Source organism: Gloeocapsa sp. PCC 7428, from assembly GCF_000317555.1.
GTDB lineage: Bacteria > Cyanobacteriota > Cyanobacteriia > Cyanobacteriales > Chroococcidiopsidaceae > Chroogloeocystis.
Genome location: NC_019745.1, coordinates 4015441 through 4036097 on the forward strand (window position 1 = coordinate 4015441; position 20657 = coordinate 4036097).

The following is a 20657-nucleotide window of genomic DNA, read 5'->3' on the forward strand; positions in this document are numbered from 1 at the left end:
TCGATCAAAGTCTTATTATTGGGTCTGAACTTCTCATGTACCAATAACTCTAACTCGATCCTATTTCACTAATCACTTACCTCTACTTAGGCTGTTGTTGGTTGTTTCATTTGCGATTCTAGAATTGAACCATAAAGTATACTGGTGCGCATCAAATCCTCATGCGTTCCTTGGGCGACTAAGTGTCCTTTGTCCATGAGTAAGATGCGATCGGCGTTGCGGACAGTGCTGATCCTTTGGGCAATGACAAAAGATGTGCAAGTTTTGCGGCGCATTAAGTCATCTAAAGCTTCTTGAATATCAGCCGCTGTTTTGGCATCAACTGCTGAGGTACTGTCATCCAGAATTAAAATGCGGTAGTTGGTGAGGAGAGTCCGCGCGATCGCAATTCTTTGTTTTTGTCCTCCTGATAACCCTACACCGCGTTCGCCGACAATTGTATCGTAGCCGTCGGGTAAACTCGCGATAAAGTCATGGATTTGAGCCGTTTTAGCAACGTCGATGACTTTTTCTAAGGGGGCATTTGGTTCTGCGTAGGCGATATTATCGCGAATTGTACCAGAAAAGAGCGTTGTTTCTTGAAAGACAATACCAATGTGCGATCGCAAGCTTTCTAACTGAAAATCGCGCACGTCACGCCCATCAATTCGGACTGCGCCGGCAGTGACATCGTAGAAGCGAGGGATGAGGTTCATAATCGTACTTTTACCCGAACCTGTCATGCCGAGGATGGCGATTAATTCTTGAGGTTTAGTTTCAAACGAAATGCCTTTGAGAGCCTCTGTCGTCGCTCCTGGATAGCGGAAATGGACATTTTCAAAGGTGATACGACCCCCACATCTTTCAAACGGTACAGCATGAGGGCGATCGCGAATTTCAATTTCCGCATCGACAACTTCATAGACACGTTCAGCAGAAGCAGCAGCTTGGGCGATCGCAGGGGCGGCGAAACCGATGAGCAAAATTGGTTGCAGGATAAACAATAGATAAGAGTTAAACGCGACTAATTCACCAATCGAAAATGTCCCGCCAATCACCTGAATTCCACCGACACCAACAACAACGACGGTGATTAGGTTACTGAGTAGAAAAATCCACGGAAACGTATTGCGAATCGCGGCGATCGTCTTCATATTAACTTTCACCAAGTCATCGTTTAGCTTGGTATACCGTGCCATTTCTATCGGTTCGCGCACAAAAGCTTTGACAACGCGAACTCCAAAAATATTCTCTTGCAAAACTGCGTTGAGATCTCCAAGTCGTTCTTGTACTTGACCAAACAGCTTTTGATTTTTAATGAGAAATCGTGCCAAGATCATCGCGGCGATGGGAACTAAACCCAACGTAATTAATGCTAATTGCCAGTTCATCACAATCAGAATCGTTGCGATGGTTATTAACGTGACGACAGCACCAACCACTTGAATCAAACTTGTCCCGACAAAAGTCCGAATTTGTTCGACATCGCTGGTAATCCGCGTCAGTAACTGCGAGGTTTGTGCTTGATCGTGATAACTAAAACTGAGATTTTGGATTTTTCTAAAAATTTTGTTGCGCAAATCGTAGGCGACGCCTTGGGAAACCTTTTCTGCCCAAAAAGTTTGTCCAAAATTAAATAAGCCGCGCCCGATCGCGACCAAAACCATCGCGCCAGCAACTTCAAAAATGACTTGATAGTCGAAGCTGGCAATACCTTGGTCAATACCCCAGCGAAATAGTTGCGGAGTAATAGCATTCGCTGCTGTTAGCAGTAATAAGCTAATTAATGCTCCAGTCGCAATCAGCCAGTAATGTTTGAGACTTCCGAGGACGCGGTTGAGAGATTGCATAAAATAATGTGTATCACACCTTATATTTATAATGAAATGCAAGCCGCTTAGGGCAAGTTGAGCGATCAATGATTGCTGCTGCACGGAAAAATCATGCTAGATAAAAAATAGCAACCACGCAGGGTAAAGAACGTAGATGAGTGCCAACGAGCGATACTACAGAGTTTTGGGACTAGAACCAGGTGCAACACTTGAAGAAGTGAACCAAGCTTATAAAGATTTGGCATTTATTTGGCATCCGGATCGGATTCCTAAAGATAATCCGCGACTGCAACAAAAAGCAAACGAGTTTCTCAAAGAAATTAATACAGCGCGCGATCGCCTGCGATCGCATCTTCAACAAAAAACCGTCACTACTCCACCGCCAGCCTCACCACCACCGTCATATCGTCCCCCTCGCCCGCAATCAAGTGATACTCGCTATTGGGGTGCAGATTTTAAACGCGCCAACTTGAAAGAAAAAGATCTTTCGGGTCGAGATTTTCGCAATGCTAATTTTACTGGTGCAAATCTCAGCGATGCTTTTATGCATAAAGTTAATCTCAGTGGCGCAAATTTATTTCAAGCAAATTTGTTTCGCGCGAATCTCTTGCAGGCTAACCTTAGTCATGCGAATCTTCGCGAAGCCAATTTAGTGGGTGCTGACTTGAGTGGTTCTGATTTGAGTGGTGCTGATTTACGGGGGGCGCGGATTGGCGTTGGCGATCGCATTTTAGTAAAACTTACTGGTGCGCGCTTAACAGGAACGATTATGCCTGATGGCACAGTTCATCAGTAGTTGGTAAAAGCCGACTGAATAAATTCGCAGCTAAACAAAAGAAAGTCCACCTGCCTGTGGACTAGTTAATATTTTGCACCTTCGTTTGGGTAGCCCCGAAGAAAGTCGAAGGGTATCTGTCTTTAATGCATGAACTTGCAAAATTTCAGCTTCTAATCGTGACACTATAGTTCATTTGTACTAATATAACAATGATAATGACTCGGCAATTTACCTAAACTTGTCTTTAGCTAGCATGAGAAGAATTAAAGCAAGACGCAAATACCTTTCCAAGCAAAGCACGCCCAGTAAGCGATCGCTACAATTGCCAATCCGCCAACCGCAGCAGAACAAAAACGCCATCCAACCGATCCAACCACAGCTCCTACACGAAGATACACCGCAACGAGCAACAGGATGGCAACGCCTAGCCGCACAAGCCCAAAGAATCAACCAAATGGCGGCAGAATTGGAAGATGCAATACTAGAGTTGAAAGCGATCGCCAGTGAAGTGAATTGCGATCGCCTTGTTGACAAAAATCACGTGAAAAGTTCCTGTGAATATTTCAAAACATCAGTTCCCTGTGTTAAACGTAAACAAGCAGGTACATTTGTCTTAACAACTCGCCAAGTTGATTTATTTCGTGCTGAACGCGAAGCTGCACAATTAGCAAATACACTACGCAGCCTCGCTAAAAAGCGAAGAAAACTCATGTCAACATCACCGCAGCGAAACAAACTTGGTTTTCTCAGCTTGCACATTTAGCGCTGTTCACTAGGGCTAATATTAATTCTGGCTACAGTCTCAACTTGTTAGTCTAAGAGTTTAATGACTAGTAAAGAAGTTACTCACCACTGTTGAGCAAGTTTTTATCTATCCTAGATATATAGCAGTTAGAAATTAGCTTTTTTGAAAGCTTTGTCTTGAAAACTCCCCTCAACGCTCTTAACCCGCGCACAGGAGTTTTCGCTGTGGTAACGGAGACTCAGGATGATAAATGTCCTCATTTTAATACGTCTTGCTATAGCAGGGGTCAGGGTTAAACTTCCTTCAGGGAAATCACTATGAGCATCTATAGTGTCCTAACTCTATTGACTAGGGCTATACAAGAAGAAACGAATATACGGATCTTAGAAGCCTTTTGAGGTACACAGTGTTAGCGCTACTCTGGATTATTGCTGTAGGTTTCATCCCGCCTTTACTTTCAGTATGGATTATGCGCCGTACTCAAAAAAGAATGCAAGCTGAGTTGAGACGGGCGATGACAGCAACAAATCGGATAAGGGCTAGGCGCTATCCGGTTTCTTTACCTCCAGATAGCTATTACCTAGAAGGAGTTGGGTATCTCATTGGTGACATTAGTTGTAGATTTAATGCGAGATCGCGTTATATTCGCTGTGCTGTCAATCCTGAAGGTCCTTGTCAGGGATGTCGTCACTACGAGCAAAAAGAGGAAGTCTGAATTAACACATAGAAATCAATGCTTCTTATTGTTAGTTCGTGAATGCAGAAGACAATCTTAGTTATATCGTCTGCGATTTATGACTCAAACGACATAACTTTATTTTTCCGTGACTAACACACAATATTGCTTTTGTCAATACTTTTTTGATGCTAAACTAGTAAGCCGTTCAACAGAATAGCTGCTTTTTTTCTCTTTATATTACACGTTGAGCATTTTCCCCTAAACTTTATATCATAATGCACTAAGTTGATAGGAAACTAAGTCATAGTGAGAAAACGTCGTTAAAAGTCCCAAAAATCAAAATTTTCGGCTTGATGTCACCTCAATAGTTGAATTTTGATGAAACCGCAATCTCGCCAAATTAAGAATAGCAATCAACATCAACAGCTTTTTCGGATGTCGTCAGTTGGTTTGCAAGTATTTCTTTTGTTGGGATGGATAATAGTTGGTAGCATTTTACGCTTGGCTAAACTAGCAGCAAAACCTCCCTGGAACGATGAATTTGCTACTGTAGTTTTTAGTTTAGGAAATAGTTTTCGGGCTGTTCCCATCGACCAAGCGATCGCCTTAGATACCCTTTTACAACCGCTACAGCCTAATTCCAACGCCGGAGTGAATGATGTCATTCAGCATCTGATGACTGAGAGTACGCATCCACCAATCTACTTTGTCCTCATGCACCTGTGGATGAAATTATTTTCTACCGATGATGAATTAGCTTCTTTTTGGGTAGCGCGATCGCTGAGTGTCATTTTCGGAGTTGCGGCGATTCCAGCGATTTTTGGTTTGGGTTATTTAGCTTTTCGTTCGTTAATTGTCGGGCAAATTGCAGCGGCGATGATGGCAGTGTCACCTTACGGGATTTATCAAGCACAAGAAGCCCGCCATTATACTTTAGCCATTTTACTTGTTATTGCCTCTTTATGTTGCTTAGTTTTAGCTATTCGTAATCTTCAGCGGCGCGAACGATTACCAGTTTGGGTAGTATTACTTTGGGTATTCATTAACGCTTTGGGCATTGCTGTCCACTACTTCTTTTTTTTATCGCTCTGCGCGACAGCACTTGTGCTTCTTAGTTTTTGGATTGAAGATTTTTACAATTGGATTAAACACAGAAATGAGCTTCAAAAAGTCCCTTATTTGCAGCAACGCAATTCGTTTACATTTACGCACTGGTATCGTATTTATGCTGTCGCCATCAGTACTGTAATCTCTAATTTAGTCTGGATTCCAGTATGGCAAAGTATACCTGATAACCAAGTAACACAATGGATTTTTGAGGAAAATTCCTTTAATCTACTAGAAAGTATTCCTCAATTCCTTGCCTGGATAATTACAATGTTCGCCTTGCTACCTATTGAAGGTGTCAATGTACCAGTAATGCTATTCTTTGGGGCTGTATTAATTGGATATGTTATCTGGCTGCTACCACTTATTATAAAAGGTATTCAAATACAAATAAGCTATCCCCCAACACGATGGGAAAATCAAGCGTTACTAAGATATTTTTTAGCGGCGATCGCACTTGTATTTACTATTTCTTTTAGCTTTGGTGCTGATTTAACTATTGCCGCAAGATACCATTTTTTCTATTTTCCTGTAGTTATAGTTTTATTAGCAGCAGCAGTCACTATCTGTTGGGATTCTAATAAAGTTTTAGAGTTTTTAGTATCAGTAGGAAATCTTCGCCAACAAACGTTAGTTTACTCGTTAAAATCAAAAGGCAAAAAAGTCGTTATTTTATTGTTTGTTATGGGATTTTTGGGAAGTATCACAGTTCTCTCCAACTTCGCTTATCAAAAACCTGATCGCCCTGATTTATTAGTTCCAATTATAGAAAGAGTATCTCAGAATTCGACTCTTATTGCAACAACGCACTTTACTCATGAGCAAGTTGGTGAAATGATGGGGCTAGCATTAGAGTTTAAACACTATTATCCTCATCAAAATTCTTCTCCTAATTTTCCTTTATTTTTTTTAGCTCACTCAGAACAAAATTCTTCATCTATCAAAACTTTAGAAAAAAATATATTACAACTACCAAAGCCGCTAAATTTATGGTTAGTTAACTTTTTTCCTACTATAGAACCGACAATAAGCGGTTGCTTAATTGACTCTGAAATTAGACCGAAAATGAATGGTTACAAATATCGCTTGTATCATTGTTTATAGTTTATAAATTGTATTATTCTTGCTCGTCCTAGCTGAATAATGATCTTTTCTTATCAAAAGACTTATTTATTATATAAGGTAAATATAATGAGAATTTGTAAAAAACATCTTTGATTGTTTTAGATTTTTAGTTTCATAAGTAACTTGCAATATCAGAAATACAGCATTTTTATTGAGAACTTAGGAGAAGCTAAGAGCGATCGTACTCTTTCCTAGCCTCTACTACACCCGATAAATATGTAACTTCATTTTTTGCAGGCTACTGTTTTTACAGGAACTCAGTATCTTTGTCAAAAATCTATATAGCCTTCGCTGCGGTGACATTTAAGTTATAAAATATACTTGAATACACGCATATGTGCTTTGTTGAGTGTCAGCTTTCAGTCATGTCCGAATGTTTCTCTTGCATTCGACAATTCCTCGTCGCTGTACGATCATTGTAAATACGCGACACTGATGCTTGCGAAGCTCATGTATGCCTCGCTCAGATGATTAGATAATTGTCAAGGTCAAGCTAGACTACAGCAACTATAAATAATATATATTGAGGTGCAAGAAATAATAGAAATATAAAGTAAATAGCAACAAAATGAAAATATCTTCGGTCTATTGATATCACTGATAAATTTACTCTGATTAGAAATAGCTATGTTATATGAGAAACTAGATTAATACAACTATAGTAATTAATTTACCTACTTCTTACATTTTGGCAAAGGCAAGACTTCAGCCTTAGATAGAACCTATCTAGATACTGTTCATTACAAGCAAAACATGGAATCCACATCATTTTTGATAGTTGACGATCAACCAATCACTCTTTCTCAAGCACTTAAATATCTTCAAACATCTGGCAAGCTTCAACCTTTTATTTTAGAAATTCTCCGCCAACGAATACTAGAAACAGAACTAAACACACGCAAAGACCTTGAAATTAATCCTGGAGTCATTGAGCAAGCTATAATTGATTTTCGGTTGCAACAGCAACTCACTGACCCAAATATCTTTCAAGAGTGGTTGATAAACAATGGCTTAGACTATCCAACTTTTCACCAACAAGTGGTTTTCAACTTCAAACTAGAAAAATTGAGAAATATTATCACCGAACCACGAGTGCAAGAGTATTTTATTGAGCAAAAGATTTTTCTAGACCGCGTAGTCTTGTCTCGAATCGTGGTGAAGGAACAAGAATTAGCCGAAGAACTCAAAAGCCAAATTTTAGAAGGAGCTAGATTTGAGCAACTTGCTCAAGAGTACTCGGTGACTGACGATCGCATTGTCAATGGGATGATGGGACCAATTAGTCGGGGTCAATTACCTGACGCGCTGCGGGCTTTAATTGAGTTAGTCAATCCTGGTGAAGTTGTAGGACCCATTGAAATTGATGAATGGTATTGTCTATTTCGAGTCGAGCAATTCATTCCTGCTGCCTTGGAAGGGACAGTTAAGCAAGAATTAGAAAATCAGCTTTTTGAACAATGGCTTGGTGAAAAAATGCAGAAGCTGAATATTAAGCTGCAAGTTGATTCATAAAGCGTAGAGCTTGAGGTTATTATTATCTTAGCAGATTTACTAGATTAAATCTAAATAAATTTTGTCAGGATACTAATAGCTAAAAAGAATGCACAGACTCAATTTAAGCATTTCAAAAAAATAATTTTGCAGCACTCGTTGCTAGGCACTTAACGAGTGGCAAAACTTTGTGATTTAGTAGTTTCACAAACTTATCAAAATTTACCACAGCCAATTGTATTCAATGTATCTTTCCTCGACTGCGATCGCAGGGTTTCTAGCTCTCGTGAGGTTTCTATGATTACGACAGATGAAATTAAAAACTTGATGTGGGATAAAGTGCCCTTGTCGTGTTTAAGTTCTGAAGAACAAGTTCAATTCCAACATCAAGCGGAAACGCGTAGCTATATTCTCGGTGAAATTATTTGGTCTACCGACGGCGAAGAGCGAATCAAAGGTTCTGGTAGTCAAATTTTGATTCTGGCTGGCAAAGTGCGCCTAGTTCCAGAACACGGAGAATCGGTAATTTTGCAACAAGGAGATTGGCTAGGCGATCTGTTAGAACTTTCAGGAGCGTGGAAAGCTAGAGCATCAAGTCGAGAAGTTATTGTTTTACATTGGAAGGCAGACTTTTGGACAACTGTTGCATCTTCACAGGTACAGCAGTTTTGGACAGCAGTGCGATCGCGCTATCAACCCCAACAAGAGCCGCAAGCAGAGCCGATACTCGGTTATCCATTTGTTTCAAGTTTAAATACAGCGGCGGCGTGCTTAACAATGGTGACGCAACACTTGCAACACCCAGCGCAGCTAGAGTGGGTACAACGGCAAACACGCGGACAAAGCCCTAAATATATTGTTGAAGCGGCAGAAAAAGTTGGATTGCAATTACAAAAAATCCAAGTCAGTTGGAGTGACTTACGCCAGCTATCGTTTCCAGCTTTACTGCATTGGCAACAAGAGTCATGGGTTGTTGTGTACGGTGTTAAAGGCGATCGCTTGATAATTGCCAATCCGCTGAATCCGAGTCAAACCTGTGAAAGTATACCGCGAAGTATCGTAGAAGCGGCGTGGGATGGGCAGCTTTGGCAAATTGAACTGATTCAAAAACGCGATAAGTTCAACCTCAGTTGGTTTTTGCCAGCGGTATGGCGCTATCGTAAGTTATTAGGAGAAGTTCTCTTAGCTTCGTTTACGTTACAACTATTTGGCTTAGCGACACCAGTGATCACGCAGGTGATCATCGATAAAGTTCTGGTGCAAGAAAGTTTGTCTACCTTAGATGTGATGGCGATCGCGCTGTTAGCGATCGCGCTATTTGAGGCAATTCTCGGTATTTTGAGGATATTCATTTTTACGCACACCGCCCGCCGACTCGATTTAAGCTTATCAGCGCAAGTCTTTCGTCATTTGATGCGCTTACCACTAGCTTATTTTGAGTCTCGACGCGTTGGAGATACAGCCGCACGAGTTCAAGAATTACAAAATATCCGCGAGTTTCTCACGGGTACGACTTTAACTGTGATCCTCGATAGCTTGTTTGTGGTGATGTATCTGGCACTGATGTTTTATTACAGTGTCCCACTTACCTGGGTAGCGCTTGCCGTGATTCCGTTATTTGCACTGTTGATTCTGGTATCGACTCCGATTCTGCGTAACTGGCTCGATGAAGCCTTTAACCAAAGTGCCGATAGCCAATCATTTTTAGTCGAAACGATTACAGGAATTCATTCGGTAAAAGCGCACGGTGCAGAACGCACTTCGCGCGAACGTTGGGAAGGACTTTTTGCACGCTATATCCGCACCAACTTTAAAGCCTCGACAGCTTCTAAAATTACGAGTAATATCGGCACCTTTCTCACAAGCTTATCGTATCTGCTCATTCTCTGGTTTGGCGCAAAATTAGCGATCGAGCAGCAATTAACAGTTGGTCAATTGGTAGCGTTTCAGATGCTGTCTGCTAGAGTCACAGGACCGCTATTACGCTTGGTACAGCTGTGGCAAAACTTACAGCAAGTTTTTCTTTCAGTGGATCGTCTCGGAGATGTTTTGAATGTTGCACCAGAAGCTGAACCAGGTTCGGGTTTGATTTTACCGGCGCTGCAAGGGCAAGTAACTTTCGACCAAGTGTTTTTCCGTTATCGCCCTAATCAAGAGCCAATTTTGCGTGGGATCTCGTTTAATGTCCAACCAGGAATGTTTGTTGGTATTGTCGGGCGTAGCGGTTCGGGTAAAAGTACGCTTTCTAAACTGTTACAGCGACTTTATTTACCAGAGTCTGGTCGTATTTTAATCGACGGCTTTGATATTAAAAGTGCTGATATTGCGTCCTTACGGCAACAAATCAGTGTCGTTCTTCAAGAAGACTTCTTATTTAATGGCTCGATTCTGGAGAATATTACTTTAGGTAATCCTGATATTACTGCGGAGGAGGTCGTAAAAGCAGCACGGATGGCAGCTGCACACGATTTCGTCAGCGAATTATCGCAAGGATACGAAACTTCTATTGGCGAACGCGGTACGGGATTATCAGGAGGTCAACGCCAACGAATTGCGCTAGCACGAATGTTTTTATCGCAAGCTCCGATTCTCATTTTAGATGAAGCAACAACTGCTTTAGACAGCGAAACCGAACAACAAGTTTTACAAAACATCCAAGGTATTGCCAAAAACCGCACTGTCTTTATGATTGCTCATCGTTTTGAACCACTCAAAAAAGCAGATTTAATATTGGTTCTAGAAAAAGGTGTATTAATGGAACAAGGAACGCACACCGAGTTAATGCAGAAGAAAGGATTGTACTGGTCGCTATACCAACGACAGCAAAATAACTAGACCGCCTGCACAAAAACTTGCACAAATATTAACTATCCCCCTATCAGAACTTGAGAGGGGGATTCTACTTAAAATGGTAGCGTTATTGTGAGTGACACGTTCGCGCAACGTTCCGCAGGAAATAATCAGCAACGCCAGAATCGTCTATGTTAAATGCACTATGCGGAGCGAAACACTTCGATCGCAGAAAGCGCACCAAAGTCTACATCTGCCTTAAGTTGGATATTTAGCTGACCATCGTTAACTTGTACGCCTTCGATAGGTACTTTAACTGCCTTGAGCGCACCGCCTGCTGCTGCCGTGATGTCGAAGTTGTGGAGCAGAGTTTTGTTCTCAACAATGACATCGAACACGCGCTTACCGATACCACCAGGACCGCGATTGGGCGCACCCCAGTAGTTCTCAGAGAAGTGTAACCGGAGATCGACTTTACCTGGTTGAACAGGTAGCGCAAAGGAAAGTACGCGGGAAGACATCGGGATCGAACCATTGCCTATTTTTGCCCGATACGAACGATAGACAGGATCGATATTTGTATTTTGGATGTTAGGTGTACCCAATGTGCTTTCGGGTACTGCGTTGGATGGGCTAAATAAACCTGTATCAGCCGACCAAACAAAACCACTAGGGCTAGTGTAGGATGAGCTACTACCAACATTAACGCGATGCAGAACTTGCCGTTGCGCTGTAGTTTCGTTCGCTGAAATTAAGAAATTATCAAAAGTCGCTGTAAATGGTGCGGCTCCTTTATTACTTGTAATGAGTCCAGCTTTACTTTGCGCCGCGAAATAGCGACCAATCTGACCACCTTTGAGCGAAACAACGCCAGGCAGGAGAACGATATTATTGTTGTTGCCAACGCTATAACCAGCGCGAACAGTTCCAGCTTGAGGATCGGTAAATAATTTCAGTTCTAAGGACTGCAAGCTTCCAGGATTAGCGATCGCCGCTGTACCGATTGTTTTGCCCACGCCCTTGTTTTCTTGATAAAACTGAATTCCGAGTTGACCGTTATTACCCGCGATCGCGACTACCTTGATATAGTTGTCTTGATCTGGCCCCAGCATCACGCCTGCTTGCTGGAAACCTGCCTTAATGTTGTTAAACGGACCAAGCAGCTTACTACTGATCACCGACTTGCTGGCTCTGCCATCGAAGATGGTTTGCAATCCGTTGACGAGCGTATTGTCTTTACTACCATTGCTACCACCAGTTGTCGTAATCTTTAGCGTTCCTGAACCAGTAGTATCAAGGTTGATGAGATTTGGATTGTAGGATGCTATTGAGGTAAAGGTGTCGTTTTTATTAAGTTGCGTGCTGGTAAATCCGATATTCTTACCATTTTGATCTTTCAAGCTATTCGGAAAGACATTCTCGTAGGTTTTACCAAAGTAAAATTGCAAGTCTGGCGAACCAGGAAATCTACCGCCTACTGATGGATCTAAAGCAGAATTTTCGGGTTTGGCATTGACGAACAGGTAAATGTCATCATTATAATCATAATTTTTGGGTGGTGCACTGTTGTCGTTACCAGGGTCGGCAGCAGCTATCCAAGTGTGTGGAATAAGCGTACCTTGAGCATCGCGGACTGGATATATTCGCCAGTTGTGCGTTTGATCGGGAAGGTTTTGCGTGTAATCTGTCCAAGCTCCTTCGCTCGTGGGTGCGAACAAGCTGCGGTTGAGGGCAAATGGGCTATTTGGCGTGAAGCTCACGTTACCAAGAGTTGGAGTTGTATTCACCCCACCGACTAAGATTTTGGGAAGAATCTTTTGGTTTTCGCCACCACTGATGTCATTACTACCAAGCACATTATCCGCTTGAAGCCGTCCGGCGTGTTGATAAATAAACCCACTTTGACCGCCACTGCCAGGTTTTGCCTGAAACCTTATCGGATCGTGAGGACCATCTGTGGGACCACTGAAAACTGCTAGCGGCCATAGTTGAACTGGCTTACTATTGTCCGCACGTACCCAGTAAGGAGAGTAAACTTCATCACCAATGAGTTGTTTTTGACCACCTATGACTAAGCTTTCAGTACCTATATTTGTTGTCCATCCAAAAATCCGAGTGATTTCTGCTAGTGAGGGTTCTCTATTGGCTTCGTAGTTAGCTGCGTTGAGTCCAGCAAGGTTAACTGTTTTTGCTGGTTGACCGTTAGCATTGATTGTCAGCGATGCGTAGTTTTCCCCGTTAAAAGTATGGGTAGTGGGCGTGGTACTTAGTCGCGCAGCACGCTGCGGAGCAAACTGAACTTGAATTGTGCGACTTTGATTGGCTCCAAGCGTAAACGGCTGTCCTGTGGGAGCATCAAGAATTTGAAAGTCAGCAGCCCTTTGATGGTCTGCAAGCCTCACCGCGTTACTCTTTTCTTGTGAATCGCCAAGATTAAGCGCAATTGTGAGCGGGGTACTTCCTGTATTATTCAGCGTCAGTGTTTTTGGCGATCGCACTTCTCCCGCAACAGTACCAAATACTATCCGGTTCGAGACAATATTGGCATCTGGAGTCAGAACTTGAAGGCTACTACCGCCAATCGCACTTTGGTTCATGCTACTGAAGCCGTACGGATCTGCCGTACTCGCTTGCAGGCTAGTGTAACCAGTGTTGAGATTACTGGTATTCGGGCTAGTAGTTGAATTAGTAGAAGGATTAAGGAGATCAGTCGCCATTATCTACTCGACTTATAGAGGTACCAAAACGAAAGAAAGCTCTGACTGTGGAAAGCGGTGACACGCAGATTCCGCCCAATGGCGGCGGAATGCGGTTTACTTAGGTTGCTGCAAGAACCTCAATAGCGGCAATAGAGGCAAAGTCTTGTTGTGCAGCAAATTGTAAATTGAGTGTTCCATCATTGACTTGAATGCCATTAATCGGCACGACAACCGCATTGAGCGCGCCACCACTCGCGGCAAAGATGTCAAAATTCTTGAGTACGGTTTGTCCCTCCGCTATCACATCAAAGACGCGTTTACCTGCACCACCCGCCGCACGTCCTGGAGCGCCATAGTACAATTCGGCAAAGTGCAAGCGCACATCAACGCTTTGCGGTGCGTCGATGGGTAAGTTCAACGATAATACTCGCGATGCTAAAGGAGTGTTACTCGCGCCGACTTTGCCACGAAAGCTTTGATAGAGTGTGTCATCGAGCGTGTTAGCGATCGCTGGGGCTGGATTGAGCGGACCACCGTTGAGTGCGGGTGCGGACTGCGAGTTGAATAGTCCCGTGTCTGGCGACCAGGTATTGCCGTTGCTATCGGTGTACGCTGTGCTGCTGCCTACATTTATTCGATACAGTGCTTGTGCATTATTACTGACAACTTGGTTTTTAATTGGCGCTCCTTTGAACGTAGTTGCAGAGAACCCAGGGGACGCACCAGTAGCAAAGAATATATTATTGCCTATTCGCCCAGCAACTCCAGAAGATCTTGGTGCCGGAATCGGTGATAGTGTAGACCAAGAATTAGAAAGTGGGTCGTAAGCTTTTACCTCACTAATATCCTTACCATCAGCGAGCATACCTCCTGCTACAATAATCTTACCGTCCATGACAAACGTGGAAGCAGAAATGTGCGACAGTGCTTGAGGTAAGCTTTTCGCTGATTTCCAAGTATTAGTTTCTGGATGATAAATATTCACTGTAGCTTGAGCGCCTTCGTGTTCTTTACCAACCTGACCGCCAATAGCATAAAGCTTTCCACCCACTACCGCATCTGCCATATGACTGCGCGGATTAGGTAATGGGGCTAAGCTAGTCCATTGACTACCATTAAGCGGCAAAACCCAATGATTTCCTTGATCAATTCGGTTGGCATTCACACCACCAAAGAAATGCAATCTGCCATTGAGAACTGCTAACTCACCAGATCCTCTAGCTGCGGGTAGAGATGGCATTGAAAACCATTTGTTTTGGACAGTGTTATATCGCCACACTTCATTTGTTGCAAACGTCTGTCCTTTTGGTTCTTTTCCTGGGTATCCACCAGCCAAATAAATATTATTTCCAGCAACCGCAATACCTGCATGACTAATTGCTGTTGGCAAATCTGCTATTCGTTGCCATGCGTTTGTTGCTGGATTATAAACGTGCGATTGCTTGGTTGGAGTGAAAGTATTATCAATATATCCACCAAATACATATAGCTTGTTATTGGCTACAATCCCTGAAGCCTCTGTACGACCAAGCGGTGATGATTTAGCAGAACTCCAGTTAATTTGATTAAAGTCGGGGTTAGGACTGCCAAGCGAGTTCACGCCAAAATAGTCAAACGTGACATCGACTTTCTTTGACTGACCCGTAAACGCCAAAATGCCAGCGCGGGCGGTGGCACTATTTGCAAACAACGATGCGGCTGCGGCATTGTTTAATTGGACTTGTTGTAGAGTGGTTGGTAAGGCACTATTCGAGTTCACGCGATACGCTGCTGTGAGCGTTTTGGTTTGCGGGTTGCCTGTCAGGTACAAGTCGAGCGTCTGCACGCCTGCCCAGTTTAAACCTTTGATTTCACCAATGCTCGTCCCACTGCCATTTTGTTCGTTGTAGAACTGCAACTTCAAGTCTTTGCCGTCGTTGACAACAACAAGTTTGGCGTAGTTGTCTTGGTCTGAACCGAGAAAGATGCCGCCTTGCTTGTACGCCGCGTTGAGGTTGGTGACGGGTCCTTTGAGCCGCGTACTGATTCTAAATGGCTGCGTGATTGTATCTACCGCTACTTGCAGTGCATTTTTCAGGTTGTTCGCTGCCGCATTGCTGCCTTGCGTTGCGGTTAGCACTAAGCTGCTACTGGCGGTATCGAGATTGATCAAACTCAAGTCATACGCATCGCCGCTGCTGTTCGCTTGCACGGATGTGAACCCTGTTCCGAGTCCATTTTTGTCTGCGACGCTTCCTGGTACTCCTGTCGAAAAATCTAAGCTTAAATATGTGGGCACAAATATACTCCTCCGGTCACTTGTACTGCCAGATAGCTGCAACGATGAAAGCTCAACTATCAAGCAGCAAACAAAATCGTATCGTAAATGCTGCTAACTAGACGCACTTAAGACCTCAATAGCGGCAATAGAGGCAAAGTCTTGTTGTGCAGCAAATTGTAAATTGAGTGTTCCATCATTGACTTGAATGCCATTAATCGGCACGACAACCGCATTGAGCGCGCTACCACTCGCGGCAAAGATGTCAAAATTCTTGAGTACGGTTTGTCCCTCCGCTATCACATCAAATACGCGTTTACCTGCACCACCTGCGGCACGTCCTGGAGCGCCATAGTACAATTCGGCAAAGTGCAAGCGCACATCAACACTTTGCGGTGCGCCGATGGGTAAGTTCAACGATAATACCCGCGATGCTAAAGGAGTGTTACTCGCGCCGACTTTGCCACGAAAGCTTTGATAGAGTGTGTCATCGAGTGTGTTAGCGATCGCTGGGGTGGGATTGAATGGACCGCCGTTGAGCGCGGGTGCCAACTGCGGGTTGAATAGACCAGTATCCGGCGACCAGGTATTGCCATTACTATCGGTGTATGCTGTGCTGCTGCCTACATTTATCCGATACAGTGTTTGTGCTTTTTGATTTTGCTGATTGTTGATGACAGGTGAGCCTTGGAATGACGTTGCACTAAATGCTGGATGTCCACCTGTAAAGAGAATCTTGTTTCCAAAACTTGCGGCAACACCTGCAAGTCGCGCTTGTGGTAGTGGTGTCAGCGCTTGCCATGTGTTCGATAGTGGGTCGTAGGCTGTGACATCCGCTGAGAACTTTTCATGGGCAAATTCACCACCTGCAACGATGATTTTGCCGTCCATCACAAATGTGGAACTCGAAATATGCGATCGCGCTTTAGGTAAACTCGCAACTTCTCGCCACTCGTTAGGATTCGCAGGGTCCCATACATGGACGGAACTTTGGGTGACTAAGTTTTCATCGACACCATGCTGACCACCAATCGCATAAATCTTGCCTCCTAGAACAACATCACCCATGTGCGTACGGGGATTTGGCAAAGGAGCCGCCGCACTCCAGCTTGTTCCTCCATTTAAATCTAAAGTCCAATGATTGCCTTTGTCTTGACGATTAATATCCGCTCCGCCAAAGAAATGAAGCTTGCCATTAACGACAGCTAAACCCCCCGATGCCCGCGCTTCGGGTAATGCTGGCATAGGCGACCAAGAATTTGTATCGATGTTGTATTTCCAAACATCTTGAGTCGCAAAAATCTGTCCTACAGGATCTTTGGCAAGGTAACCACCGGCGATATAGATATTTTTGCCGTCTACCGCTGTTCCAATATGATTAACTGGCTTGGGTAAATCTGCGATTTGCGACCATGTATTTGTTTGTGGGTCGTAGACGTCTGATCGAGAGCTAGGTCGCCAACTGCCACTATAGCCTCCAAATACAAATAACTTGCCATCAGCGATCGCACTTCCTGCCTCAGTTCTGCCTACCGGCATCGCAGCGCCACTACTCCAGTTAATCTGATTAAAGTCGGGGTTAGGACTGCCAAGCGAGTTCACGCCAAAATAGTCAAACGTGACATCGACTTTCTTTGACTGACCCGTAAACGCCAAAATGCCAGCGCGGGCGGTGGCACTGTTCGCAAACAACGATGCGGCTGCGGCATTGTTTAATTGGACTTGTTGTAGAGTGGTTGGTAAGGCACTATTCGAGTTCACGCGATACGCTGCTGTGAGCGTTTTGGTTTGCGGGTTGCCTGTCAGGTACAAGTCGAGCGTCTGCACGCCTGCCCAGTTTAAACCTTTGATTTCACCAATGCTCGTCCCACTGCCATTTTGTTCGTTGTAGAACTGCAACTTCAAGTCTTTGCCGTCGTTGACAACAACAAGTTTGGCGTAGTTGTCTTGGTCTGAACCGAGAAAGATGCCGCCTTGCTTGTACGCCGCGTTGAGGTTGGTGACGGGTCCTTTGAGCCGCGTACTGATTCTAAATGGCTGCGTGATTGTATCTACCGCTACTTGCAGTGCATTTTTCAGGTTGTTCGCTGCCGCATTGCTGCCTTGCGTTGCGGTTAGCACTAAGCTGCTGCTGGCGGTATCGAGATTAATCAAACTCAGGTCGTACGCATCGCCGCTGCTGTTCGCTTGCACGGATGTGAACCCTGTTCCGAGTCCATTTTTGTCTGCTACGCTTCCTGGTACTCCTGTCGAAAAATCTAAGCTTAAATCCGCAGCCATGTAGATACTCCTTTGACGCTCGCTTGTGTGATCAACTCACTTTGAGTAGAGAAATCTGCCCTGCAACACCGTCTTTAATGAGTTCTGCAACGTATAAGTTACCAGCGTTCTTTTTCGTGTCTTCTACAAGATCGAGTGGATCGTTCAATCCTGATATGACTTGCGTGACATTACCTCTAGGAATATTCCCGCTTTCATTTGGGTCGAGTGCCAGAATATCGTTACCGCCGCTGTACTGCACAACAAGTAACTTATTTTTCAATGCACCGCCAAAAGTATTGCTTTGGTATTCAATGACACCATTAGGCGATTTGTTCCGTCCGAAATCATAAGCAAAGCCTCGATAGTTGGAATCTGGCTTGATGCCTACAGGATAGCCAGCGTATGCCACCTTAGTAACAGGGTCTACGATTCTGACGACCTCAGCGGGGTCAACTCCATTTGTTGGATTGCCACCATTCAGAATGTATTCTCCGCGTTTGGGGTTTGGATGACCGTAGTAACCACCCTGCACAACTTTAAACAAATAATCGTTTTGGGTACCAACTTTCTGCAAAGCCTCATTTACCGATGTTTTGGGATTATCTGGTGTATTGCCGTTAGCGCCACTACCATTCGTCGGAACGTATAAGAAACCGTTGCTATGCCAAACTAAGTCATAAGCGTTGCGGATACCTGTTGCATAGATTTTGACGGGCGCATTGCTTGCAAAGGGATTGTAGTTACCTTGCTTTCCGCCGTAGCTTTCGGTTTGGATGTTAAAGCCACCAGTAGGGGCGTTTCTGTTGGGGTCAATCTGTAAAATTGCCGCTGTTAAAAGTCGTTCAGGTCGATTTGCCCAGGCGGTATCTGGCGCACCCAAAGCACTATTACTACCTTGCGACAAGTAAAGTTTGCCGTCTGGACCAAATGCTAGGCTGTTGCTAAGGTGATCTTTTGCCGATCGCGGTAAACCAGTAACGTAGTCTTGGACATTAGCACTAAAAGAATTAGTATTCTGGTTGAGAACGAGTTTAGAAATTTTGCCAGTAAAGTCTTTTGCTGGCTGCGGGAACAATGGATCGTTATGCGAAATCCACAAGTTATTGGGATTTTTGGGGTCGAATGTTAAACCAATGATGGCTCTACCATTTAGCTTTGCTGGCGCAAATGTCTGTAAATTAGATAACCTACCCGAACCAGCGTCAATGTTCCAACGACGAATCTTACCGTCAAGCCCCGCCGCGTATAATTTACCGTCTGGACCTACGGTTAAGCTTGCTATCGGGGCACCTTGGTAGACCGATTCCTTTGTAAAGTTAACTCGGAAATCTCTAGGTACAGTAGAAGAATTTCCGGTATTAAAGGTAAAACTTTCTGTATTGAAGCTTGTCCCTGACTCGTCTTTGACTTTGTTTGTAACGATCAAGGTGTAGTTGGTGTTCGCGTCTAAGTTTTGACTCGGTTGATAGACAATCACGTCATTACCACCGCTTGTTCCAACAAGCCCAGGAACTTGTTTACCGTCTTTGGTGCGATACAGCTTGACTGTTGAGGAGTTTAAACTACTAGGATCGACCCCTATACCCGATCGCGCCAGCGCCACATCAACATTAATTGATGTGTTCAGAAAAGCTTTCCCTTGAGGATCGCGATCAACCGCAAATCCTGTAACGTTCGGATGTTTTCCTGGCGTGATATTGAAGATCTCGATAAAGTTAATTTTGGTGTTGGTTCCGCCGATCGCATCAATCGTTAGCCGACCATCATTGACATTAACTTTGACGGTTTCTAGTTTGTATTCTTGCTGCGGAGTACTTTGAAATTGATTAATCGCGGTAACGCCTTCGACACGAATCGTGTGTTTGCTGTCATAAACCCCGTTGGGGTTTGGTCCGTCACCGACGCTGACACTCACGCTGTACATTCCATTCGGAACAGCCATTTCCCACGCCGCCGCTGGACTATTGAAGTACTGCATATGCAGTAAAGTATCAATGCGTTGGTCAACACCAGCGCGATCGCGATCGCGGGCGAATTGTGCAATATTGAAAGGCGTATTTGTGCCACTTCTTACCCAACCGTAACCACGCGTATTATTAAACGCTGCACCCGTATCTTTGACATAACCTGATGGCAAATTAGCTGCATCCGGCTGGAAGTTGACTTTTATTTCTTGCGCAATTCCAAACTGATCAAATGCAACCGCAACGTTTGGTGCATTGCTTGTTGAAGCTAAAATTCCCGCAGTTGTGTTACCCGAATTAGCTAGGAAAAACGGCGTATTTGCCTGAATTTGGGCGGATTGATTGACGACTTGTGCAGGTGCGGTGTTTGAGTTAACGCGGTAAGCGGCTTTAAAAGTTTTTGTGTCAGGATCTCCGGTTAGATAAAGATCCAGTGTATTAATATTGCTCCAATTGAGGTTAGTAATTTCGGCGATGCTTGACCCGACTCCGTTTTCTTCTTTGAAAAACTGAAGCCGCAAGCCGTTAGAACCACCAGTATTAATTAAGACAAGCTTGACATAGTTATCTTGATCCGAGCCAAAGAAAATACCACCCTGTTGGAAAGCACTCGTAAACTTAGTCGGCGAACCTTTTAACCGCGTATTGATTGTAAACGGTTTCGTGTCATCAATTCCGCGCTGTAGTGCGTTTTTGAGTGAATTGTTTGCCCAAGCGCTACTACCCTTGGTCGCAGTGAGGGTCAGCGTTTTCGTAGCAGTGTTAAGGTCAATGTTACTTGGTTGATATTGGTCGCCACTGCTATTAGGCTCTACTGAAGTAAATCCGGTGCCTTGACCATCTTTATCTAAAATTGTGTCAGGAAGCGCAAAAGAAAAATCAAGGTTTAGCATCACAAATCCTTAATTACTTGACATAGCTGATACCGCCAGTAGCGAACAGAGTAGCT

Annotated in this window: 11 protein-coding genes; 6 read left to right on the forward strand and 5 right to left on the reverse strand. The window is 43.9% G+C overall.

The window, feature by feature from the left end; all coding sequences use genetic code 11:
- Window positions 1–86 precede the first annotated feature (86 nt).
- Window positions 87–1829: an ABC transporter ATP-binding protein gene (locus GLO7428_RS17765; protein ID WP_015189955.1), complete on the reverse strand. Its 1743-nt coding sequence runs from the start codon at window positions 1827–1829 to the stop codon at window positions 87–89.
- A 136-nt stretch (window positions 1830–1965) separates the two neighbouring features.
- Between GLO7428_RS17765 and GLO7428_RS17770 the strand changes: the two genes are divergently transcribed.
- The 6 genes from GLO7428_RS17770 (at window position 1966) to GLO7428_RS17795 (ending at window position 10571) form a co-directional block, all read left to right on the forward strand.
- The gene (locus GLO7428_RS17770) at window positions 1966–2607 is read left to right on the forward strand and encodes a pentapeptide repeat-containing protein (protein WP_015189956.1); all 642 of its coding nucleotides are present in this window, start codon (window positions 1966–1968) and stop codon (window positions 2605–2607) included.
- A gap of 235 nt (window positions 2608–2842) precedes the next feature.
- Window positions 2843–3352: a hypothetical protein gene (locus tag GLO7428_RS17775; RefSeq protein WP_015189957.1), complete on the forward strand. Its 510-nt coding sequence runs from the start codon at window positions 2843–2845 to the stop codon at window positions 3350–3352.
- Between the two features lie 388 nt (window positions 3353–3740).
- Window positions 3741–4049 (forward strand): DUF6464 family protein, encoded by a 309-nt coding sequence (locus tag GLO7428_RS17780; RefSeq protein ID WP_015189958.1) that lies wholly within the window; start codon window positions 3741–3743, stop codon window positions 4047–4049.
- A 342-nt stretch (window positions 4050–4391) separates the two neighbouring features.
- Window positions 4392–6224, forward strand: coding sequence for a hypothetical protein (locus tag GLO7428_RS17785; RefSeq protein ID WP_015189959.1), 1833 nt, complete (start codon window positions 4392–4394; stop codon window positions 6222–6224).
- 774 nt (window positions 6225–6998) lie between these two features.
- Window positions 6999–7757 carry a peptidylprolyl isomerase gene (locus GLO7428_RS17790; protein WP_015189960.1) on the forward strand — a complete coding sequence of 253 codons (759 nt, stop codon included), beginning with the start codon at window positions 6999–7001 and terminating at the stop codon, window positions 7755–7757.
- Window positions 7758–8033: 276 nt separating this feature from the next.
- Window positions 8034–10571 (forward strand): peptidase domain-containing ABC transporter, encoded by a 2538-nt coding sequence (locus GLO7428_RS17795; protein WP_015189961.1) that lies wholly within the window; start codon window positions 8034–8036, stop codon window positions 10569–10571.
- Window positions 10572–10729: 158 nt separating this feature from the next.
- Here GLO7428_RS17795 and GLO7428_RS17800 read toward each other — a convergent pair whose 3' ends face one another.
- The 4 genes from GLO7428_RS17800 to GLO7428_RS17815 form a co-directional block, all read right to left on the reverse strand.
- A complete protein-coding gene (locus GLO7428_RS17800; RefSeq protein ID WP_015189962.1) occupies window positions 10730–13243 on the reverse strand; it encodes a malectin domain-containing carbohydrate-binding protein in 2514 nt (837 codons plus the stop codon).
- A 100-nt stretch (window positions 13244–13343) separates the two neighbouring features.
- On the reverse strand, window positions 13344–15503 hold the full coding sequence (locus GLO7428_RS26125) for a kelch repeat-containing protein (RefSeq protein WP_015189963.1): 2160 nt from the start codon (window positions 15501–15503) through the stop codon (window positions 13344–13346).
- A 93-nt stretch (window positions 15504–15596) separates the two neighbouring features.
- The gene (locus GLO7428_RS26130; protein WP_015189964.1) at window positions 15597–17762 is read right to left on the reverse strand and encodes a kelch repeat-containing protein; all 2166 of its coding nucleotides are present in this window, start codon (window positions 17760–17762) and stop codon (window positions 15597–15599) included.
- 31 nt (window positions 17763–17793) lie between these two features.
- A complete protein-coding gene (locus GLO7428_RS17815) occupies window positions 17794–20601 on the reverse strand; it encodes an Ig-like domain-containing protein (protein ID WP_015189965.1) in 2808 nt (935 codons plus the stop codon).
- Window positions 20602–20657 lie beyond the last annotated feature (56 nt).